Raw genomic sequence first — 20,333 nt, forward strand, 5'->3', positions numbered from 1 at the left:
GTCACCTCCCCCTCGTGGTGGGCGCGGGCGTGGGATAGGTCGGGGTGGGCAGCGGACCCCGGGGGATGTCGCTGCCGGCCGGTGGGCCCGGTTTGAAGACATCCGGCAGCAGCGGGAAGCTGGTGTACATCAGCGACTGCCACAACTGTGGGTATCGCCCGCGCAGGGCGTTGAGGAAGACCGCGGTGTAGTCACCGAAGGTGTTGAGCCCGACGAGCGAGTCGAAGTTGGGTCCCGATGCCACCGCCTCGCCGAGGGTGTTGGCGAAGGGCCCGAGACGGTCGATCGTCTCCTTCAGTTCCTTCTCGTTGTCGGTGAGGATCGTGGCGACCCGGTCGAACTTCTCCAGGACCGGCGTCAGCTGGGCGTTGTTCTCGGCGATGAACCCGCGCAGCTGGGCGGTGACGTCGCCGATGCCCTTGATGAGCTGGTTCAACGCGTATCGCCGCATCTCGATCTCGCCGACGAGAGCGTTCGCGTCGATGAGAAGCCGGTTGATCTGCTCGTTCCGGTCTCCCACGATCTTGCTGACCTGGTTGGCCTTGGCGAGCAGTGCGCGCAGTTCGTTGTCGCGATCGGCGACAGCCTTCGACAGGCGTGCGACACCGTTGACGGCACCCTGCACCTGATCCGGGGTCTCGGAGAAGGTGATGGTGAGCGTGTTCAGCGCCTCGTTGAGCTGGTTGGTGTCGGTGCCCGAGATCGTGTCGGTGGCACCTTCGAGTGCGTCCTGCAGCGAGTACGGGGAGATCGTGTTGCCCAACGGGATCGAACCACCGGGCTTGATGCGGTCGCCGCCGTGCGGGATGACGGTGAGGTTGCGGCGTCCGAGAACCGTCTCGGTCCTGATCGCGGCCTGCGACTCCGACCCCATCTCGACGGTGTCGTCCATGCGGAACCCGACCTTCACCTTGGTGCCGGCGTCGGTTCCGGCGAGCTCGATCGACTCCACCGTCCCCACCTGCACCCCGGACACGGCGACGATGTCGCCCTTGGTGAGTCCACCGGCATCGTCGAAGTAGGCACTATAGGTACTGATCGGCGCGAGGTAGGGCAGCTTGTCCATCTGCATCGCGGTGATGACCACGAGACCGACGATCACGATGCCGATGACGCCGACCTGGGCGCGGCTTCGTTGGCCGCGCTTCACCTCGCGAGCGACGTCGGCCTCGTCGGATTCGGCTCTGCGACTGGAGAACAGTCCGCCGAAGGGAACACTCATGAGCCGTCACACCTTCCGCCGGCGCGGGTGGAGTCGCCCATCACGTTGTTCGACGTGTACAGGATCGTCTGTCCACCCGGGGCCGGGAGCATCAACCGGATGCGGCAGAAGTAGATCTGCAGCCACGCGCCATACGAACCGAGGTTCGACAGCGTCTTGTAGTCCTCGGGCAGCCGCGAGATCAGATCGCGGATGAATGGTTCGGCGGCCAGCAGCTCCTCCGAGACGCGGCCGGTGTTGGTGACCATCGACTGCAGGGTCGGGCGGGTGGTGCCGAGCAGGTCGGCCAGACCGTTGGTCACCCGTGAGGTCTGGGTGAGCGCGTTGCCGATCGTGCCCTTCTGCTCGGCGAGACCGGTCACCAGCTGCTGCAACAGGTCGACGCTCGTGTCGAGCCCCTCGCGGTCGCCGTCGAGGGTGGCCAGGGTCGTGTTGAGGTTGTCGATGACATCGCCGATCAGCTGATCGCGATCGGCCAGCGAGTCGGTGAACGACGCGGTGTTCCCGAGCAGTGTGTTCAGTGCACCGCCCTGTCCCTGGAATACAGCGATCAACGAACTGGTGAGCGCGTTGGCGTCGTCGGCGTTGAGGGTGCGGAACAACGGCTTGAAACCACCGACGAGTTTGTCGAGGTCGAGCGCGGGTTCGGTCTGGGTGACCGGGATCTCGGCGCCTTTGGCGAGGAAGGTCGAGGTGTTGCCGGTCCCCTGCTGCAACTCGAGATACCGGTCGCCGGTGAGGTTCTCGTACCTGATCATGGCACGGACCGATTCGGGGAGCGGGTACTGCTCGTCGACGCTGAAGGTGACGACCGCCTCGTTGGCACGGTTCAGCTCGACACCACCGACCGAGCCGACCTCGACCCCGGCGATCTTCACCTTGCTGCCCGACTTCATCGCCGAGGCGCTGGTGAAGACGGCGCTGTACTCGTTGGACGCGCCGGAACGGTAGCGGCTGAACACCACGACCAGCGCCACGAACACCAGGACCATCACGACGGTGAAGGCACCCAGTTTGATCAGGGTCGCGCGGAACGCGCGTGCGCGGTTATCCACGGGGCGGTTCTCCGAACAGGATCTGGAACAGCTTCTGCGAGTTGGCTTTCGGCTTGGTCCTGGGCTGGTAGGGCTGAGGTGCGTTGTTGCCGACGTAGAATGGCGCGGGCACCTTGGTGGAGGGGTCGGACAGACCGCCCGCACACGTGGGAGGCCCTTCGACGCCGACGACGGGCAGATCGTAGGGATAGGCGTACGGATCCTTGCCCGGCAACAGACCGGCATCGAGCATCAGCATGCCGTTGCGCTCCCCCAGGAAGGGGGCCGCGACCTCGGAGGCGATCGCGCTGGACGTGAGGAAGCACTTGATCCCGGGCGCGTTGTAACCGAGCAGGGCGGCAATGGGATTGAGGTCAGAGAGTGCACCGATGAGCGTCTTCTTCGACGGTGCGATGACCCCGTCGATGGTGTTGGCCATCCCCGTCGCGTTGATCAGCAGAGCGTCGAGGTTGGAGGTGTTGTCCACCAGGGTGTTTCCCACGACGGTGAAGTTGTCGACGGTGCGCAGCAGGTTCGGCATCGAGTCGGCGTAGACGTTGGTGACGGTCGCACCCTCGCGGAACAACCGGTTCAACGCCGGCAGGTGCGGATTGGTCTTGCCCAGCAGCGTCGTCAGCTGTTCGAGGGCGTCGCCGATCTCCTCACCCTGACCGGCCAGCGCGGTGTTGATCGCGCCGAGAGTCGCATTGAGCTTCTCCGGCTGCAGTTGAGCGAGGACCGAGACGAGTTGCTGGAACACGGTGTTGAGTTCGACGACCACCCGGTCGGCAGGGATCTCGGCACCGGCCGACAGGGTGCCCTCCGGCTCCCCCGGCACCACGAAGTTCACCGCCTTCGCACCGAAGATGGTGTTGGACTTGATGTCGGCGATGACGTTGCCGGGGATCTTGGCCATGTCGGCGTCGGCTATGTCGAGCGTGAGGATCGCGTTGCCGTTCTGTTCGGCGATCTCCGCGACGCGGCCCACCTCGACCCCGCGCAGCTTCACCTTCGCATCGGGGTTCATCACCAGGCCCGCGCGCGGCGCGACGAGGGTCACCTGTTGCGTGCCCTTGAACGCCCCGAGGAACGACGCGCTCGCACCGATGATGAGTGCCAGCAGCACGGCGACCATGACGACGGCCGCCGCTCGGCGGGTACCCCGTGAACGCTCTTGTCTCTTGCTCATCTCTCAGCCCGCCAGGTTGAACTTGCCATCGGCGCCGTAGATGGCGAGCGAGGTCAGCAGCGTGATCACCACGACGACGACGAGGGACGCGCGGACCGCGTTGCCGACGGCGACGCCCACGCCGACCGGGCCACCCGAGGCGTTGTAACCGTAGTAGGTGTGGATCAACATGACCGCGACCGCCATACAGATGGCCTGCACGAACGACCACAGGATGTCCGACGGTATGAGGAACGTGTCGAAGTAGTGGTCGTACACACCGGGTGACTGTCCATAGAGGAACACCGTCGCCGAACGGCTCGCGAGGAACGACGCGAGCGACGCGAGCGCGTAGAGCGGGATGATCGCGATCAGCCCGGCGATGATCCGAGTGCTGACGAGGTACGGGATGGACGAGATCGCCATGGTCTCGAGCGCGTCGATCTCCTCCGACACCCGCATGGCGCCGAGCTGCGCGGTGGCACCGGCACCGATTGTCGCGGCCAGGGCGATACCCGAGATCACGGGCACCGCGATGCGCACGTTGATGAAGGCCGAGAAGAAGCCCGTCAGGGCCTCGACACCGATGTTGGCGAGCGAACTGTAGCCCTGCACCGCGATCGTGCCGCCGGTGAACAGCGTGAGGAACCCGACGACCACGACGGTGCCGCCGATCATCGCGAGCGCTCCGGTGCCCATGGAGATCTCGGCGATCAGCCGGAGGGTCTCCTTCTTGTAGTGCTTGATCGCGCGGGGGATCGACACGACGCTGTCCCAGTAGAACAGCGCCTGGTCGCCGATCTGATCCCAGTCCTCGCCGGCCCGCTTCACCGCGACGCGGGCGGTACGGAATCGAGTGGTGAACGGAAGTACCATCGCTCAGCCCGCCGTTGCTTTGAGACCGACGGCGGTGACGACGACGTTGACGACGAACAGGGCCATGAACGAGTAGACGACGGTCTCGTTGACGGCGTCGCCGACGCCCTTCGCGCCACCCTTGACGTTGAGTCCCTGGTAGCAGCCGACCATGCCGGCGAACAAGCCGAACAGTGCGGCCTTGACCATCGAGATCATCAACTCGCCGAAACCGGTGAGCAGCGTCAGATTGGCCACGAAGGCACCGGGATTCACGTCCTGGAGATAGACGGAGAAGATGAAGCCGCCGCCGATGCCGATGGTGCAGACGAGACTGTTCAGCAGCAGCGCCACACCGGTCGAGGCCACGATGCGCGGCACCACGAGGCGGTGGATCGGGTTGATGCCGAGCACCTTCATCGCGTCGATCTCTTCGCGGATGGTCCGGGCGCCGAGATCGGCGCAGATGGCGGTGGCACCTGCGCCGGCGACGATCAGCACGGTGACGATCGGACCGATCTGGGTGATGGTGCCGAGTGCGGCACCCGCCCCGGAGAGGTCCTGTGCGCCGATCTCACGCAGCAGGATGTTGAGCGTGAAGCTCACGAGAACCGTGAACGGGATGGCGACCAACAGCGTGGGCACCATGGACACCCGGGCGATCGCCCAGGACTGCTCGACGGTCTCCCGCCACTGGAACGGACGATGGAACAGCTCGCGCGCCGACTCCACACCGAGCGCGACGAAATCCCCGATCCCACTCAGGGGTGTGGCCAACCTGCTCAGCACCAGCGACCCCCCTTCACCCTCGCACCATCGCGAAACCTACCACGCAGAATCCAGCCGAATCGGTCAGTTGACCAGAGCGCTTGCCGAGAAGGTCCGACCCGGATCCCGGTCGGCGAAATGCCCGGTGAGCGTCTTCGCGAGGTCCTCGGCGGCCCACGCGTCACCGTCGGCGACGAAGACCTCGTCGACCGTCGGTGCGGCCATCAGGGTGACCTTGGGCCCGTAGACGACGAACACCTGACCGGTGACGGCATCGGACTCGGGGCCGGCGAGGTAGTTGACCAGACGCACGACGTGTTCGGGGTCGAGCGGGTCCACGCCGTCGGCCGGCGCCTCGCCGAAGACCGCGGCGGTCATCGCCGTCCGGGCCCGTGGGCAGATCGCGTTGGCACGTACGCCGTACCGCTGCAGCGCGCGCGAGGCCGACAGGGTCAGCGCGGTGATACCGGCCTTCGCGGCGCCGTAGTTGGCCTGCCCCTCGGGACCGAGCAGGCCTGCCTCCGACGAGGTGTTGATGATCCGGCCGTACACCGGCCCCCCGGCCGCCTTCGACGCCGCGCGCCAATGTGCCGCGGCGTTGCGGTTGAGCAGGAAGTGGCCGCGCAGATGCACGCGGATCACCAGGTCCCACTCGTCGTCGGTCATGTTGAACAGCATCTTGTCCCGGACCACGCCCGCGTTGTTCACGACGATGTCGAGCGAGCCGAGCTGTTCGGTCGCCGTGGACATGATGGCGCTCGCGGTGGCGGCATCGCCGATGTCACCGGGTACCGCGACGGCGCGGCCGCCCGCGGCGGTGATCGCCTCGACCACGTCGCTCTTCTCGAGCGCCGCAGGGAGGTCGTTCACCACGACCGCGGCGCCCTCGGACGCCAGACCGAGGGCCTCCGCACGACCGAGACCTGCACCTGCACCGGTGACGACCGCGACGCGACCGTCCAACGAGTAACCCACCCGACATCCTCCTGAGCTAAAACTAGAACCTGTTCTAGCATGATTCACGAACGGATGGAACCGCGCCGGGTTTTCGGTGAAGTCAGTCCTCCACCACCGCGAGCGCCGACTTGGGGCAGTTGGCCGCCACCTGGCGCAGCTCCTCGACCCGGTCGGCCGGAATCTCCTCCTGGAGAATGACCAGGTAGTCGTTGTCATCCAGGTCGAAAAAGTCAGGCGCCATCCCCACGCAGATGGCATTGGACTCGCAGAGGTCGAAATCTGCCTTGATACGCATCGGAACCTTCTCCTTGTCGTTGGGTCACCTGTTGACTGGGCTGTGAGAACAGGTTAGAACGTGTTTCAGAAGTGAACGAGCCCTTTCCCTGTCAACTTGACCATAAGCGGGGACCGGACGCTAGCCGATCCAGCCCTTGGAGTGTCGATGCGCATCGCCTATACCGACCAACAAACCGGGCTCCGACGGGAGCTTCGCGACTACTTCTCGCACCTGATGAACGAGGAACGTCGAGCGGCACTCTCGGGCGGCGACGGTGAACTCGGCGAGGGTGATGCCTACCGTGATGTCGTCGCCCAGATGGGTGCCGACGGCTGGCTCGCCCTGGGCTGGCCCACCGAGTTCGGCGGACAGAACCGATCGATGATGGATCAGCTGATCTTCACCGACGAGGCGGCCATCGCCGGCGCGCCGGTTCCGTTCCTCACCATCAACTCGGTGGCGCCGACCATCATGAACTACGGCTCCGACGAGCAGAAGGCCTACTTCCTGCCGCGCATCGCGGCCGGGAAGCTGCACTTCTCGATCGGATACTCCGAGCCCGGCGCGGGAACCGACCTGGCCGCGTTACGGACCACCGCGGTACGCGACGGCGACGACTACGTCATCAACGGCCAGAAGATGTGGACGAGCCTGGTCGCCTATGCCGACTACATCTGGCTGGCCTGCCGCACGGATCCGTCGACCCTGCAAGAGGGCGGGAAGAAGCACAAGGGCATCTCGATGCTCATCGTGCCGACCACCGCCGAGGGGTTCAGTTACACACCGGTGCACACCATGTCGGGTGTCGACACCAGCGCGACCTACTACCAGGACGTTCGCGTCCCGACCTCGTCGATCGTCGGCGAGGAGGGCGGCGGGTGGCCGCTGGTCACCAATCAGCTCAACCACGAGCGCGTCGCCCTGTGTAGCGCGGCCCCCATCCAGACCGCTCTGCGCGAGACGATCGCGTGGGCGCAGGCGACAAAGACCGGCGACGGCCACCGCGTCATCGACGCGCCGTGGGTGCAGCAGAACCTCGCCCGCGTCCATGCCAAGGTCGAGTTCCTCAAGCTGATCAACTGGAAGATCGCCTCGGTCGCCAGCTCGGGCGGCTCACCGAGCCCGGCCGACGCCTCGGCGACCAAGGTGTACGGCACCGAATTCGCCACCGAGGCCTACCGATTGCTGATGGAGGTCGTCGGACCGGCCGCCACGCTGCGCACCGGCAGTGCGGGAGCACACCTCAACGGGCGCCTCGAGCGCTACCAGCGCACGTCACTGATCCTCACCTTCGGCGGCGGCACCAACGAGATCCAGCGCGACATCATCGCGATGCTCGCACTCGGTCTGCCGCATCAGCGTCGCTGATCTCCTCGTTCTCGAAAGGCACTGTCCCCATGGATTTCTCGCTTCCCGAATCCGGCGCCGACGTCCGCGGTCTCGCGCGCGACATCGCGACCTCGGTCAGCACCCCCGAACGGGTCGCCGAGCTGGAGTCCGGCCGCGCCCCGATCGACGCCGACCTCTGGCGCGAGCTGGGCGGCGCCGGTCTGCTGGGCCTGGAGTTGTCCTCCGAGACCGCCGGGGATGCCGGCGGCGACCTGGGGGTCGTCGAGAACACGCTGGTCGCCGTCGAACTCGGCCGTGTCCTCGCCCGTGTCCCGTTCGGACCGCATGCCGTCGCCGCCCTGCCCGTGATCGCCGCCCACGGTTCGGCGGGTGTACGCGAGCGGGTGCTGCGCCCGGGTGCCGCAGGCGAAGTCGTGCTGACCGTCGCCGTCGAAGAGGACCTCTCCGCCGGTCCCGGATCAACCACCGCGACGCTGTCCGGCGACGGGTCCACGCTCACCGGCGTCAAGGTCAACGTGCCCTACGCCGAAGCCGCGGACCTCTTCGTGGTCGACGCGCTCGGAGCCGATGGAGTCGTGGCGGTACTCGTGGCCGCCGATGCCCCGGGCGTGACGGTCACCCCCACCCCGTCCACCGGCTTGATCCCCTGTGCGCAAGTCGAATTCGACGGGGCCGCGGTCGAATCCGACGCGGTCCTCGCGGGTGGCGCCGAGACGGTGGCCGTTCTGACCGGGCGCGCCACTCTCGCATGCTGCGCCGAGCAGTCGGGGGTCGTCGACCGCGCACTGGAACTCACCGCCGAATACGCCCGCGAGCGTGAACAGTTCGGACGCGCCATCGGCTCGTTCCAGGCCGTCGCCCAACGCCTCGCCGACGGATACATCGACGCGCAGGGGCTCGCCCTGACGACGACGCAGGCGTCGTGGTTGCTGGCGAATTCCGGCGGCTGGACCCCCGAACTCCAGAACGCGGTCGCCACCGCGAAGTTCTGGGCGGCCGAAGCGGGACACCGCGTCGCGCACACGACCGTGCACGTGCACGGTGGTGTCGGCCTCGACACCAGTCACCCGGTCCATCGTTACTTCCTGCGCGCCAAGCACAACGAGTTCGCATTCGGTTCCGCGACCGCCTCGGTGCGGGCCATCGGGGCCGAGCTGGCCGCCACGCCGGCGTGAACCGACCGGTCGCGGCGACGCAAGCCTCGACGGTCGCCGATCTGCTCGCTCCGCTGATCGAGGTCGACGACCGCGGGGTCTGGTTCGAAGGCGAATTTCGCTCCTGGACCGATCATCTCGCCGATGCGGCGCTGCTGGCCGGGGTGTTGCGCGGCCGGTTGTCGGATGATCGCCCGCGTCACGTGGGCGTGCTGCTGGCCAACACGCCGGTGTTCAGCGCGCTGTTCGCCGCGGCTGCTCGTCACGGATTCGTGCTGGTCGGCCTGAACACCACCCGCCGCGGCGACGCGCTCGCCGCCGACATCGCCCGTGCCGAATGCCAGATCGTGCTGTGCGGCGAGGACACCCGGCATCTGCTGGACGGCCTCGACCTGGACGGAACCCGGGTCGTCGATGTCGATTCGCCCGAATGGGCGGCCGCGGTGGCCGCGGGTGAGCCGGCACCCCTTGCCGACGCGGCGCCGGACGACCTGCTGATGCTGATCTTCACGTCGGGGACGACCGGCGACCCGAAGGCCGTGCGGTGTACGCACCGGACCTTCGCGACCAGCGGTCCGATGCTGGCCGAGCGCTTCGGTATCGGGCCGGACGATGTCGCGTATCTCTCGATGCCGATGTTCCATTCGAACGCGATGATCGCCGGGTGGTGCGTCGCGGTGGCGGGCGGCTCGTCGATCGCGTTGCGGCGCAGCTTCTCCGCGCGCGGGTTCGTCGAGGACGTCCACCGGTACTGCGTGACGTATGCCAACTACGTCGGCAAACCGATGCACTACATCCTCGCGACCGATCCGCGCCCCGACGACGCCACGAGTTCGCTGCGGATCATGTACGGCAACGAGGCATCCGCCCGCGACCGGCTCCGGTTCGCCGAACGCTTCGGGTGCCGGGTGATCGACGGATTCGGATCCACCGAGGGCGGCGTGGCCATCACGCGCACCCCTGACACACCCGATGATGCCCTGGGCCCACTGCGCGAACCGACCGCGGTCGTCGACGTCGACACCGGCGAGCCCGTTCCGGCCGGCGTGGTCGGTGAGATCGTGAACTCCTCGGGGCCTGGACTTTTCGCCGGTTATCACAACGACCCCGATGCCACCGCCGAACGCATGCGCGACGGGATCTACCACACGGGCGATCTCGCCTGGGTGGACGACGACGGCTACCTGCACTTCGCCGGACGCCTCGGCGACTGGCTTCGCGTCGACGGCGAGAACATCGGCACCGGACCCATCGAGCGAATCCTGCTGCGCCACCCGGCGATCCGGCAGGTCGCCGTGCACGGTGTACCGGTGGAGATCGGTGACGAGATCGAGGCGGTGATCGTCGCCGATTCACTGGATCCCGACGACTTCACCGCGTTCCTCGGCACGCAGGACGATCTCGGCCCCAAACAGTGGCCGTATCGCGTCCGCCTCGTCGACGCGCTGCCCGAGACCGCGACCTTCAAGACGGTGAAACGTCTACTGGCGGACGACCCCAGCCCGCCCACGTGGGTTCGCGACGGTCGGGCCTACCGGTCTACGACGTAGAACCCGCCGCCCCCTGCTCCCTGAGGAGCGAAAGCGACGAGCCTCGAAGGGTTCCCCCGGAGAATCCGTATGACGTTATGTCCGGTTTCCGGACATAATGTCATACGGATCTTCTGCCCCGCCTGTGGATGCCGTTCCCTATTCTCGATCGTCACGCACTACGTTGACAGCGCACAGTTCTGGTATGCGCTGATCGTGTTAGCTTCTACGCACACTCTCGGGGGGAGACGATGGCAGATCTGACCGTAGATCCGGCGGCGCTGGTCACAGCCGCTGTGGAGATCCAACAGTGCGCCTCGAACATCGGGGGGTTGCACCTCAGTGCAGGACTGGGGACCACCTACGCGACCCAGACGTTTAGTGGACTCGCCGGCTCTTTCCGAGGCGCGACCGACGACATGAGCGGTATCGCGAGCTCAGGTGATTCGCAGATCAAGACGTCGATGTCGAATGCTTCGAAGGCAATCTCTGCTTTTGCTGAGTTGGTGATCAACGCCCGCGACACCACCGTCAACACTGATCAATCCGGAGCGAACCGCATTTCGAGCGCGATCGCCTTCCCTTCGAGGACCGGCCCACTGACGGACCACCCAGTTCCGCTCGAAATTCTCCTGGGCGTCACGGAGAGGGGACCGCGGTAGCATACCGCCGAGCTACAACGAAGTCACAGCATGGACGCCTGATCGATTCCGGCTCATCGCCAATGGACTGTTCGCCATGAAGGCTCGTCTGGACGCCGAGGCGCCTAAGGCTGGAAACCCCGTCCTCAACCTGACGGGTGCGGAGTGGACGGGTACGGCCAGAGGACCGGCCGACGACCGAGCGTCGGCCATCACACGCTGGCTCCGCGGCGTCGCGGACGAATACGGCGATCTCGCCGATGCGATGAACCGCGGCGCGTTTTCCATCGAAGGAGCAGTCACTGCGCTGGAGAACGGAAGAAAATCAATCGAGTCCCAGGGTTATGTGTTGAACCGGGGGAGCCGCGAGTACGAGGTGACCTTCGAGGAATCGATGGCGCCGCCAGGAACCGAGTACAGCGAAAACGTCGCCTTTCAACACCAGACCGCCCTGCGCAATCTCGGTAATGCCGCGGACCAGGCTGTGAGCGACACGAGCGCGGCTGTCAGCTCGGCTCTGGCTGCGCTGAGCGGAATAACACCGGCGTCGATCGCCACGTCCAGCGGGTCGATGACGCGTGCGGTGAATCAAGTGGACGCGTTCCGCGAAGTCTACGGTCGAGTTCCGGTCAGCGACAACGACTGGCGGATCGCCGCTGCATTGGACCCGCACAGCTACAACCCCAAAAACGATGGCGTCCCGGCCGTTGTCAGCGTGATCAAGATTAGACCCGTCCCGGGCCAGGGTGTGGTCGCCACAGGTTTGTTCATACCTACCGAAACAGTCGTCGGCGGACTCGACGATCATCTCGGAGACAATCGCGGATTCGATCCCCATTTTTCCCCGGAGGACACCCGCGTCAGCTACTTCATCGACTACGAGAACGGCCTGGTGATCGGGAGACAGAACCCATCAGTCAACGCCGATTCCGGCGAGGTGAAGACAAACACACCGAAAGTCTCGGCGTCCCAGTTACCTGATGGCACAGTCGCAATAGCCTACAACGCTTCCGATCCATTTGCTCCTCCGGGCGCCGCAGAGGTCGCGTGGTCTGTGAACGGCCAGACCATCATCACCCCAGGCACAACAGGAGCACGAGTGTCGGGCGAGGCTACGGACTACCCCTCGATGGAGACGTACCAATACCTACCGGACGGGCAAGTTCGCGAACTGTACCGCGACGACGCCGGAGACCATATCGCATTCGGGCCCTTCTTGAACCTGCCATTTGACCACGACTACGGGAGTTACGAGGATGATCTGGATCGGTTCGAGCAGAAGGTCGTCAACGCGTCTCCCGGTAACGACTGGATTCCGGTCGAGACGGGCGAGATCACGAACATGACCGACCTTGGAGACCCCAGCAGTCCCCCGCGAGCGGAAGGATCGTGACAACGACGATGGCATCGCGCTATCTGCCTCCCATCCAGCCGCAGGTGCGATGCCGATGACTGGCGGTCAACGCGAAACGGACGTAACAGTCGGGCCCGCACCTCAACCCGTGTACTGGGCACAGACCGCAACGGCCATGCTGTTGATGGTGACAGTATTCAGCGCTCCCTATGCGATCGGCGGGGTGTCAATAGTCGCTATAAGGGTAGGTGCGGTGATTGCGGGGCTGCTGGTAGCGGGAGTCATGGCGTGGCTCAATCGCGTGAGCGCTCGGAGTTGGGCGGCCGTCATTGGCGTCGCTGTTTCCGTCGGTGGGCTCATCCCCTTATCGCTAGGAGCTTGATCGTGGACTCGCGCTATTTCGGTCCCGGAACACCGTTTGTCGCGATTGCCGCGGTGTCACTATCGTTCATTGCTTACGCACTCCTGTGGGGTCTCGGTGTGCTGCTCGTGTTGCTCGCCCTGCTCGCAGGTTCGCTATGCATGCTCTTTCCTGGACCGGCGAGACAAACTGGGACTGGGATCGTGGCCGGCGCCATCACGTTCGTCGCGGGTTTCGCCGTGTACGTCCTGACCAATCTCTAGCCACCCGTCTTGAAGTTCTGCATTCAGTGTCTGACGGTGTGCGGTGTGGGGTCTTTGGACAGCAGGTCCTGACCTCCTTATAGGTCTACGAATCTGCGGAACTGGCAGTGGTTCTCGTTCGATAGGCGTTCGTACGTGCGCGTGTTCCAGCCTCGCAAGGACTACGTGTCTGCCCAGGGAACCGCTAGAGATGCCCTTCACTGAGGAGAAGGCTGCAAATCCACCGCTAATTGACACATCAGTCCTCCGAACGGTGGCGGATGCGTCCGTTGGTGGCGGGTGTGCGGGCCGGGTAGGTGACACTGGCACCAGTACGTCCGACGAGAGGCTCGACACCATGACCGGTAAGTACCTGCTCCGCGCACTCGGAGCCGCACTCGGATGCGCAACCGCGGCGATCCTCTCCCCCACGATCGCGAACGCCGCACCGAACGACGTGACGATCACACCTTCGGTATCGGGCAACTCGGTCACCGTGACCGTCACGAACCGGTCCACTGCGGTGATCGGTCGCAAGATGTTCGGGCTCCCGGCCGGGTCCGTGGCCGACAGCGACTCGCGACCACCCTTCGGATACGTCAATCCGGTCGACCCGCGCGCCCTGATCGCGCCGGGCGCCACGCGCACCGTGGCGCTCGAGGTGTTCACCGACGAGGGCCCGAGCGGGTCCACCGTCCTGCCCGACGGCGCCTTCGACCTGTACTGGGGATGCACGACGGTGCCGGGGTTCGACGGCGTCGAACAGTGGGGGACGCTGGGCCCGACCGGAAAGCGGTCGACCGCGCGAACCACGCGGCTGACACTTCCCGCCGAAGTCGGCACCCTGATCGCACCGACCCCCATGCCGCCAGGGCCGTGCCCCGACGCGAGTTGCCTCCCGCCCGACGTCGCCGACATCGTCGACGACCTGTGGGGGCGAGTACACCTCGCCCTAGCCTGAGCGAAGCGGCGAGGCCGTTTCCGTCGTGCTCGGCCCGGCGGCTGCGCTCGGTGCCGGCTCAACCAGCAGCGGTAACGGCCACGTCGAAACGGTAGTGCAGACGCGTTGGTTCCGAGGACGGGTCGATTGGTGACGAATTGCCCGGCGTGGGCGTGCATGTGGTCGGACTCACGTGGCGCCGACGGCCGACTTCCGGTGCTCTGGGAGTAGGGAAATGCTCAATTCGGGCTTCCCCGACGGGACAGACCGCCGATGCCGCCGGGACGCACTCCCCCGTTCGAAAGCCGATCACGACCACAGCCCTACCGACAGGACTGGAGCCGACCGATGACCGTAGCCGAACGCACCGCACCCGACTCCCGCAGACAGTCAACCCGAAAGGAGTTGCTGGGCCCCTTTTACGACGGGCGGGAGATGGTTCTCGCAGCAGTCCTCGCCGCGTTGGCCGGCGCCACCGGCGCAGCGGCGTGGCTGTACTCCTCCGGGTGGTACGTGACCTTCATGACGGGCAACAGCGAACGCTTGGTGCTCGAGCACATCAAGGGGGCGCATCGTCTCGGTCTCACAGCTCTGCTCACCGTGGTGGTGTTCGTTCTCGGCGTGTTCGTGGCCACCCTGGCCAGGATGTACGTGTGGCGCAAGGCCCGGCACGGGGCGACCATGCTGACCGCGGGTTCGACGATCGCGGCGTGGCTGATCGACATCGGGCTGGAGAACGGCAATCGCGACTTCGGCGCCGGCCCGGTCCTCTGCCTGGCGTTCGGTCTCGGCGCACTCAACACCTCGATCAGCCGCAAAGGCGAGGTCGTCATGCCCTTGTCTTATGTGACGGGCACCTTGGTGAAGATCGGCCAGGGCGCCGGGTTGCACGTGGCCGGCGCCAAGCGATGGGGATGGGTCGCTCACCTGAGCACCTATGCGGGATTCCTCGCCGGTGCGGGATTCGGCGGCCTGCTGTTCAACGCCTTCGACGAACGGAACTCGCTGTTGACCCTGGCCGTGGTCGCGGTGGTCGTCGCGACGATCACCTGGCGCCTGGATCATCCGAAGTTCTTGCGTGCCGACGTCCGCTGACCTGACCCTGTCGCGCCGTCGGTCGGGCGCATCAGTTCGCGAGTGCCCCGAAACCCTCAGCCTCCCAGTGTCTTGTTCATCCGGCCGACGGCCTCGTCGTATTCGCTGACGAGATCGGCGATCAGGTCGGCCACCGGTGTGATGGCGTTGCAGCGGCCGACGATCTGGCCGGCGGGCATGGCGACGACGTCGGGGTTGTCGGCCTGCGAGATACGCGCGTGCGCCTCGGCGACAAGCAGATTCTGCAGCGGCATCGGCAGGGGTTCGGGCGCCGACTCGGCGTCCCAGGCATCGGTCCAGGCCGTCTTCAGCAGTCGCGCAGGCTTTCCCGAGTAGATCCGGCGGCGAACCGTGTCGCGCGAGGTCGCCTTGAGCAGCGCCTGCTGGACGGTGGACGGCTGGTCGGAACCCTCCGGCACGCCGAGCTTGTACTCCGCGGCCGTCAGCCAGTAGGTGCCCATCCACACACCCTGGGCACCCAGCGCGATCGCGGCGGCGATCTGACGACCGCTGCCGACGCCGCCGGCCGCGAGCACCGGTGCGGTGTCACCGACAGCGTCGACGAGCTCCGGCCACAGGATCATCGAGGTGACCTCGCCGGTGTGCCCGCCGCCCTCGTAACCCTGCGCGATGACGATGTCCACGCCGGCCTCGACGTGGTGCAGCGCATGGTCTTTCGCGCCGGCCAGCGCGGCCACCAGCACACCGTTGTCGTGCGCGGTCTGGATGACGTCGGGCGGCGGGGACCCCAACGCGTTGGCGATCAGCTTGATCTGCCCGTACTTACGACGATGCTCCATCGAGATGTCGACATGGGACCGCGCGACCGAGTGCAGCCATCCGAGCACGCCTGCATCGACCCGATCACCACCGGGAAGAGGCGGCACACCCAGATCGTCGAGAGTGCGCTCGACGAATGCACGGTGCTCCGGCGGGATCATCGAGTCGAGGTCGACCTTGGAACCCTCCGTCGGGATCTTGGCAGGCATCACCACGTCGACGCCGAAGGGTTTGCCGTCGGTGTTCTCGTGCATCCACTCGAGCACCTCGTCGAGCTCGTCGGCCTCGTTGAAACGGACACATCCCAGCACCCCGAGGCCGCCGGCGCGACTGATCGCCGCAGCCACGTCCTGGCTCGGGGTGAATCCGAAGATCGGATATTCGATGCCGAACTTGTCGGCCAGTTCAGTACGCATTGGTCTCTCTCGTTTCCGGCGCTCTACAGCGCTTCGTCGGCGGGGCGTTCGGCAGCGACCGCCGCACCCCATCGATAGTCGGGTTTTCCTGCGGGAGAACGCTTGATCTCGTCGACGAACCACACACTGCGCGGACATTTGTATCCCGCCAGCTCTTTTCGGACGACGTCGTTGAGACTCGTGAGCGACGGACGCGCCCCGTCCCGCGTGGCGATCACCGCCGCGACACGCTGACCCCACCGGTCGTCGGCCACACCCACCACGACGGTGTCGAACACGTCCGGGTGGGCCTTGAGCGCGCCCTCCACCTCCTCGGGAAACACCTTCTCCCCGCCGGTGTTGATCGACACCGACCCGCGGCCGAGCATGGTGATCGTCCCGTCTGCCTCGAGCACGGCGTTGTCGCCGGGCAGCGAGTACCGCACGCCGTCGAAGACCTTGAACGTCTTGGCCGACTTCTCCGGATCGTTGTGGTAGCGCAGCGGCACGTGCCCGGAGCGCGCGAGCACCCCCACCTCGCCACTCCCCGCCTCGACGGGTGTGCCGTCCTCCCGCAGGACGTGGGTCTCGCTGTCGGCCTTCACCCGCGGACCGCCGGTGTGCGGTGTGCCCTTCTCGACGACACCCATCCCACCGAAACCGGTCTCCGACGATCCGATCGCATCGATGATGACGGCATTCGGGAAGCGGTCGAGGAACTGCTCTTTCACGCTTGGCGAGAAGAGACAGGCCGACGACGCGACCGACAGTACGCTCGAGAGATCTCGTTCGTCGCCGTTCTCCAGCGCCTCGATCATGGGGCGCCCCATCGCGTCTCCGGTGATGAACACGACGTTGACCTTGTGTCGTTCGACGATGTCCCATGCCGTAGACCCGCTGAACTCGGGGTACACCACCGCTTTTCCGCCGGCGAACAAGGACTGGAAGATCGCCCACTGCGAACCGCCGTGGATGAAGGGCGGGATCGGATAACGGACGAGTTGTCCACCCTCGGCACCGGCCTTGGCGAGATGCCATTCGTCGGGCACGGGTTCGCTGGTGTACCAGTCGATTCCGCCGCCGAGGACACGCCACACGTCCACCTGCCGCCACACCACACCCTTCGGCTTTCCGGTGGTGCCGCCCGTGTAGAGCATGTACAGGTCATCGTCGCTGCGCTCTTCGAAGTCGCGTTCGGTCGACGATCCCGCGATCGCGTCCTCGTACCGGATCGCATCGCCGTGTCCATCGCAACACAGGTCCTCGTGCGACCCGTCCTCGATGGCGATGCGGTGTTGCAGTTCGGGTGACTTCGGCAACGTGTTGCAGACACGCGTGGAGAAGCTGCGCTCATGGATGAGCACCTTCATCCCGGAGTCGGTGAAGATGTGCTCGAGCTCGGCTTCGACGTAGCGGTAGTTGACGTTGACCATCACCGCGCGTGCCTTGAAGATGGCGACCATCGCCTCGACGGATTCGATGGTGTTCCTGCTGTACAGCCCCACCCGGTCTCCCGGCTCCACGCCCAGTTCGCGGAGTTTATGGGCGAGGGCGTTCGACCGCGCCTCCAAGTCGGCATAGGAGAGCGCGCGATCGCCGGACTCGAGCGCGATGCGCTCGGGAACCAGGTCGACGGCATGCTCGATGAGGTCGGCGATCGTGTAGGCCATGGGTTCAAAATTAGAACGTGTTATCGTTCTGGGCAAGCGGCAATCCACAGCCGCCGCGATCACCTGAGCACAGCGAGACCGGAGCGCAGCGATGACCACAACAACCCCTGCCGAGTCCGTCACCGACAAGGCGCCCGAGTGCCTCGTCGAGAAGCGCGGGCACATCCTCATCGTGACGATGAACCGCCCGGAGGCGCGCAACGCGTTGTCGACGGAGATGATGCGGATCATGACCGAGGCGTGGGACCAGGTCGATGCCGACCCCGACATCCGCGTGGCCATCCTCACCGGTGCCGGCGGGTACTTCTGTGCGGGCGCCGACCTGAAGAGCATGAACAAGAACGCACCCGGCGACACGGTGGACTCGGGCGCCTGGAATCCGGCGTCACTACCCGCGCTGCTGAAGGGGCGCCGTCTCACCAAGCCGCTGATCGCCGCGGTGGAGGGGCCTGCGATCGCCGGCGGCACCGAGATCCTGCAGGGCACCGACATCCGGATCGCCGGCGAGAGCGCGAAATTCGGTGTCTCCGAAGCCCGTTGGGGGCTCTACCCGATGGGTGGCAGCGCAGTCCGTCTCGTCCGGCAGATCCCGTACACCGTCGCCTGCGACATCCTGCTGACCGGCCGCCACGTCACCGCTCGCGAGGCACTCGAGTACGGCCTCATCGGCCACGTCGTCGACGACGGCACCGCTCTGGACAAGGCCCTCGATCTCGCCGAGAAGATCGCGGCCAACGGCCCACTGGCGGTGCAGGGCATCTTGAAGACCATCCGCGACACCGAGGGCCTGCACGAGCTCGACGCCTTCGAGATCGACGCGAAGATCGGCATCTCGGTCTTCAAGTCCAAGGACGCCAAGGTCGGCCCCCGGGCCTTCGCCGAGAAGCGCACGCCGGAGTTCACCGGCGAGTGATCATGCGACCCGGACTCGCGACCGGCGGCGCGGAGACCGACGGTGGCCACCTGGCTAATCGCCGGCGCCACTGACGAGTTCGTCGCGCAGGGTCGACCCCAGATCTCCCCAGCAGTGGGTGATCTTTCCATCCCGGGTGCTGTACATCGCCAGTTCCTGGACGCTCACGAAACGCCCGGTTGCCGCGATGCCCCGGAACGTCCCGGTGTGGGTCCCAGCGCTGACCAGCCGTGCGGCGAGCCAACTTCCGTCGACAAGCAGGTGCTGGACCTCCCATCGGAAATCAGTGAAGCCGGTGACGACGTCCCGGAGGCCCGCGACATAGGCGTCACGGCCCGCCGCCGTTTCCGACGCGATGACGTCAGCGGCGACGAAATCGGACAGCGCCTCGAACTCGCGTGCGTTGCACACCGCGATGTAGCGCTGGTACTGAGTGCGTAGATCGGTCGAGTTCACGGATCCCAGTGTCGGTGATCGCCGACGATGCCGCCCCGCAAACCGACCAGACCCGACCTGCCCGAATGGCGCAACCGGTACGAGTCTGACGGGCCGATTCCTAGACGAGCGTCGCCAGCTCCCGGATCGTCTCGGTGTCGCGCGCGGTGACCATGAGCATGGTGACCCCGGCCGCCTCCCACTCCTTGATCTGCGCGCGCACCTCGTCGGCCGTGCCGACGAGCATCGTCTCGCGAACCATCTCGTCGGGCACCGCGGCCATCGCCTCGGCCTTCTTCCCGCCCAGGAACAGGCTGACGATCTCGTCGACGGCGTCCCCGTAACCCATCCGCTTGTACAGCTCCGCGTGAAAGTTCTTCTCTTTGGCACCCATTCCGCCGACGTAGAGCGCCGTCGACGGCCGGTACCGGTCGATGGCGGCGGCGACGTCGTCGGTGATGACGACCTGTACGGTCGCAGCCACCTCGAAGTCCTCCCGTGAGCGGCGCGCACCCGGACGCGCGAATCCCTCGTCGAGCCACGCGTTGTACTGATCGGCGAGACCGAGACTGAAGAAGATGGCAAGCCAACCGTCGGCGATCTCGGCGGTCTGCGCGACGTTCTTGGGCCCCTCGGCGCCCAGCCAGATCGGGAGGTCGGCCCGCAGGGGGTGGGTGATCGGCTTGAGCGGCTTGCCGAGGCCGGTGGCGCCGGGCGCGTCGCCCGGATACGGCAACGGATAGTGCGGACCCGTGTTGGTCACCTTGTCCTGGCGGGCGAGCACGTCCCGCACGACGCGCACGTATTCTCTCGTGCGCGCCAACGGTTGTGCGAACGGTTCGCCGTACCAGCCCTCCACCACCTGCGGTCCCGACACCCCGAGTCCGACGATGTGCCGACCGCCGGAGAGATGGTCGAGGGTCAGCGCGTGCATGGCCAGCGAGGTCGGCGGCCGCGCCGACAACTGGGCCACCGCGGTGCCCAGACGCACACGTGATGTGGCGGCGCCCCACCATGCCAGCGGGGTGTATGCATCGGACCCCCACGACTCCGCGGTGAAGACGGCGTCGAACCCGCATTCCTCCGCGGCGGCGATCAGAGCCGGCGCGTTCGGGATGGGATCGGCACCCCAGTACCCCAGTTGCAGACCGAGCTTCACTCCCACTCCCCTCTCGCCCGGCCGCGTCTCACGG

At 66.1% G+C, this 20,333-nt stretch carries 20 protein-coding genes; 9 read left to right on the plus strand and 11 right to left on the minus strand.

Going from position 1 to position 20,333, the window contains the following annotated elements:
- Position 1: 1 nt before the first annotated feature.
- From ACSUZC_RS18500 to ACSUZC_RS18530, 7 genes are all read right to left on the minus strand, one after another.
- Positions 2–1,222 carry an MCE family protein gene (locus tag ACSUZC_RS18500; protein ID WP_439029919.1) on the minus strand — a complete coding sequence of 407 codons (1,221 nt, stop codon included), beginning with the start codon at positions 1,220–1,222 and terminating at the stop codon, positions 2–4.
- Complete coding sequence (locus ACSUZC_RS18505; protein WP_439029920.1) at positions 1,219–2,277, minus strand: MCE family protein; 1,059 nt, start codon at positions 2,275–2,277, stop codon at positions 1,219–1,221. Before ACSUZC_RS18505 ends, ACSUZC_RS18500 begins: the two co-directional genes overlap by 4 nt.
- A complete protein-coding gene (locus ACSUZC_RS18510; protein WP_439029921.1) occupies positions 2,270–3,445 on the minus strand; it encodes an MCE family protein in 1,176 nt (391 codons plus the stop codon). Before ACSUZC_RS18510 ends, ACSUZC_RS18505 begins: the two co-directional genes overlap by 8 nt.
- A 3-nt stretch (positions 3,446–3,448) precedes the next feature.
- A complete protein-coding gene (locus ACSUZC_RS18515; protein WP_004022039.1) occupies positions 3,449–4,300 on the minus strand; it encodes an MlaE family ABC transporter permease in 852 nt (283 codons plus the stop codon).
- Positions 4,301–4,303: 3 nt separating this feature from the next.
- A complete protein-coding gene (locus tag ACSUZC_RS18520; protein WP_238418589.1) occupies positions 4,304–5,068 on the minus strand; it encodes an MlaE family ABC transporter permease in 765 nt (254 codons plus the stop codon).
- A gap of 63 nt (positions 5,069–5,131) precedes the next feature.
- Positions 5,132–6,022: a 3-oxoacyl-ACP reductase gene (locus tag ACSUZC_RS18525; RefSeq protein WP_439029922.1), complete on the minus strand. Its 891-nt coding sequence runs from the start codon at positions 6,020–6,022 to the stop codon at positions 5,132–5,134.
- An 82-nt stretch (positions 6,023–6,104) separates the two neighbouring features.
- Complete coding sequence (locus ACSUZC_RS18530) at positions 6,105–6,299, minus strand: ferredoxin (RefSeq protein WP_439029923.1); 195 nt, start codon at positions 6,297–6,299, stop codon at positions 6,105–6,107.
- A gap of 147 nt (positions 6,300–6,446) precedes the next feature.
- On the opposite strand from ACSUZC_RS18530, the gene ACSUZC_RS18535 reads away from it, so the two are divergent.
- The 8 genes from ACSUZC_RS18535 (at position 6,447) to ACSUZC_RS18570 (ending at position 14,947) form a co-directional block, all read left to right on the plus strand.
- Positions 6,447–7,649, plus strand: a complete 1,203-nt coding sequence (locus ACSUZC_RS18535) for an acyl-CoA dehydrogenase family protein (RefSeq protein WP_439029924.1) — start codon at positions 6,447–6,449, stop codon at positions 7,647–7,649.
- A gap of 29 nt (positions 7,650–7,678) precedes the next feature.
- Positions 7,679–8,806 carry an acyl-CoA dehydrogenase family protein gene (locus ACSUZC_RS18540; RefSeq protein ID WP_439029925.1) on the plus strand — a complete coding sequence of 376 codons (1,128 nt, stop codon included), beginning with the start codon at positions 7,679–7,681 and terminating at the stop codon, positions 8,804–8,806.
- Complete coding sequence (locus ACSUZC_RS18545; RefSeq protein WP_439029926.1) at positions 8,803–10,335, plus strand: long-chain-fatty-acid--CoA ligase; 1,533 nt, start codon at positions 8,803–8,805, stop codon at positions 10,333–10,335. The genes ACSUZC_RS18540 and ACSUZC_RS18545 overlap by 4 nt, the downstream gene beginning before the upstream one ends.
- 230 nt (positions 10,336–10,565) lie before the next feature.
- Complete coding sequence (locus tag ACSUZC_RS18550; RefSeq protein WP_439029927.1) at positions 10,566–10,976, plus strand: hypothetical protein; 411 nt, start codon at positions 10,566–10,568, stop codon at positions 10,974–10,976.
- Positions 10,977–11,052: 76 nt separating this feature from the next.
- A complete protein-coding gene (locus tag ACSUZC_RS18555) occupies positions 11,053–12,348 on the plus strand; it encodes a hypothetical protein (protein ID WP_439029928.1) in 1,296 nt (431 codons plus the stop codon).
- Between the two features lie 345 nt (positions 12,349–12,693).
- Complete coding sequence (locus tag ACSUZC_RS18560) at positions 12,694–12,933, plus strand: hypothetical protein (protein WP_439029929.1); 240 nt, start codon at positions 12,694–12,696, stop codon at positions 12,931–12,933.
- Between the two features lie 337 nt (positions 12,934–13,270).
- Positions 13,271–13,873 (plus strand): hypothetical protein, encoded by a 603-nt coding sequence (locus ACSUZC_RS18565; RefSeq protein WP_439029930.1) that lies wholly within the window; start codon positions 13,271–13,273, stop codon positions 13,871–13,873.
- Between the two features lie 327 nt (positions 13,874–14,200).
- Entirely contained in the window at positions 14,201–14,947 is a 747-nt protein-coding gene (locus tag ACSUZC_RS18570; RefSeq protein ID WP_439029931.1) for a DUF1275 family protein, read from the plus strand.
- A gap of 56 nt (positions 14,948–15,003) precedes the next feature.
- Here ACSUZC_RS18570 and ACSUZC_RS18575 read toward each other — a convergent pair whose 3' ends face one another.
- Together ACSUZC_RS18575 and ACSUZC_RS18580 are read right to left on the minus strand one after the other, a co-directional pair.
- The gene (locus ACSUZC_RS18575; RefSeq protein ID WP_439029932.1) at positions 15,004–16,143 is read right to left on the minus strand and encodes an NAD(P)H-dependent flavin oxidoreductase; all 1,140 of its coding nucleotides are present in this window, start codon (positions 16,141–16,143) and stop codon (positions 15,004–15,006) included.
- A gap of 23 nt (positions 16,144–16,166) precedes the next feature.
- Positions 16,167–17,792 carry an acyl-CoA synthetase gene (locus tag ACSUZC_RS18580; protein WP_439029933.1) on the minus strand — a complete coding sequence of 542 codons (1,626 nt, stop codon included), beginning with the start codon at positions 17,790–17,792 and terminating at the stop codon, positions 16,167–16,169.
- Between the two features lie 91 nt (positions 17,793–17,883).
- On the opposite strand from ACSUZC_RS18580, the gene ACSUZC_RS18585 reads away from it, so the two are divergent.
- A complete protein-coding gene (locus ACSUZC_RS18585; RefSeq protein ID WP_439029934.1) occupies positions 17,884–18,705 on the plus strand; it encodes a crotonase/enoyl-CoA hydratase family protein in 822 nt (273 codons plus the stop codon).
- A gap of 54 nt (positions 18,706–18,759) precedes the next feature.
- Here the strand turns inward: ACSUZC_RS18585 and ACSUZC_RS18590 are convergent, their stop codons facing one another.
- Positions 18,760–19,161: an ester cyclase gene (locus ACSUZC_RS18590; RefSeq protein ID WP_439029935.1), complete on the minus strand. Its 402-nt coding sequence runs from the start codon at positions 19,159–19,161 to the stop codon at positions 18,760–18,762.
- A 100-nt stretch (positions 19,162–19,261) separates the two neighbouring features.
- Positions 19,262–20,299, minus strand: a complete 1,038-nt coding sequence (locus ACSUZC_RS18595) for an LLM class F420-dependent oxidoreductase (RefSeq protein WP_439029936.1) — start codon at positions 20,297–20,299, stop codon at positions 19,262–19,264.
- Positions 20,300–20,333: the final 34 nt, after the last annotated feature.

The organism is Gordonia terrae (genome assembly GCF_051789125.1).
In the GTDB taxonomy this organism is placed as follows: domain Bacteria; phylum Actinomycetota; class Actinomycetes; order Mycobacteriales; family Mycobacteriaceae; genus Gordonia; species Gordonia terrae_A.

What these genes read in the sequence shown, in the direction of transcription:
- ACSUZC_RS18570 (WP_439029931.1), top strand. Translation starts at nt 14,201, where the DNA reads ATGACCGTAGCCGAACGCACCGCACCCGACTCCCGCAGACAGTCAACC.
- ACSUZC_RS18530 (WP_439029923.1), bottom strand. Translation starts at nt 6,299, where the DNA reads ATGCGTATCAAGGCAGATTTCGACCTCTGCGAGTCCAATGCCATCTGC.
- ACSUZC_RS18535 (WP_439029924.1), top strand. Translation starts at nt 6,447, where the DNA reads ATGCGCATCGCCTATACCGACCAACAAACCGGGCTCCGACGGGAGCTT.
- ACSUZC_RS18500 (WP_439029919.1), bottom strand. Translation starts at nt 1,222, where the DNA reads ATGAGTGTTCCCTTCGGCGGACTGTTCTCCAGTCGCAGAGCCGAATCC.
- ACSUZC_RS18565 (WP_439029930.1), top strand. Translation starts at nt 13,271, where the DNA reads ATGACCGGTAAGTACCTGCTCCGCGCACTCGGAGCCGCACTCGGATGC.
- ACSUZC_RS18580 (WP_439029933.1), bottom strand. Translation starts at nt 17,792, where the DNA reads ATGGCCTACACGATCGCCGACCTCATCGAGCATGCCGTCGACCTGGTT.
- ACSUZC_RS18575 (WP_439029932.1), bottom strand. Translation starts at nt 16,143, where the DNA reads ATGCGTACTGAACTGGCCGACAAGTTCGGCATCGAATATCCGATCTTC.
- ACSUZC_RS18540 (WP_439029925.1), top strand. Translation starts at nt 7,679, where the DNA reads ATGGATTTCTCGCTTCCCGAATCCGGCGCCGACGTCCGCGGTCTCGCG.
- ACSUZC_RS18550 (WP_439029927.1), top strand. Translation starts at nt 10,566, where the DNA reads ATGGCAGATCTGACCGTAGATCCGGCGGCGCTGGTCACAGCCGCTGTG.
- ACSUZC_RS18515 (WP_004022039.1), bottom strand. Translation starts at nt 4,300, where the DNA reads ATGGTACTTCCGTTCACCACTCGATTCCGTACCGCCCGCGTCGCGGTG.
- ACSUZC_RS18555 (WP_439029928.1), top strand. Translation starts at nt 11,053, where the DNA reads ATGAAGGCTCGTCTGGACGCCGAGGCGCCTAAGGCTGGAAACCCCGTC.
- ACSUZC_RS18585 (WP_439029934.1), top strand. Translation starts at nt 17,884, where the DNA reads ATGACCACAACAACCCCTGCCGAGTCCGTCACCGACAAGGCGCCCGAG.
- ACSUZC_RS18510 (WP_439029921.1), bottom strand. Translation starts at nt 3,445, where the DNA reads ATGAGCAAGAGACAAGAGCGTTCACGGGGTACCCGCCGAGCGGCGGCC.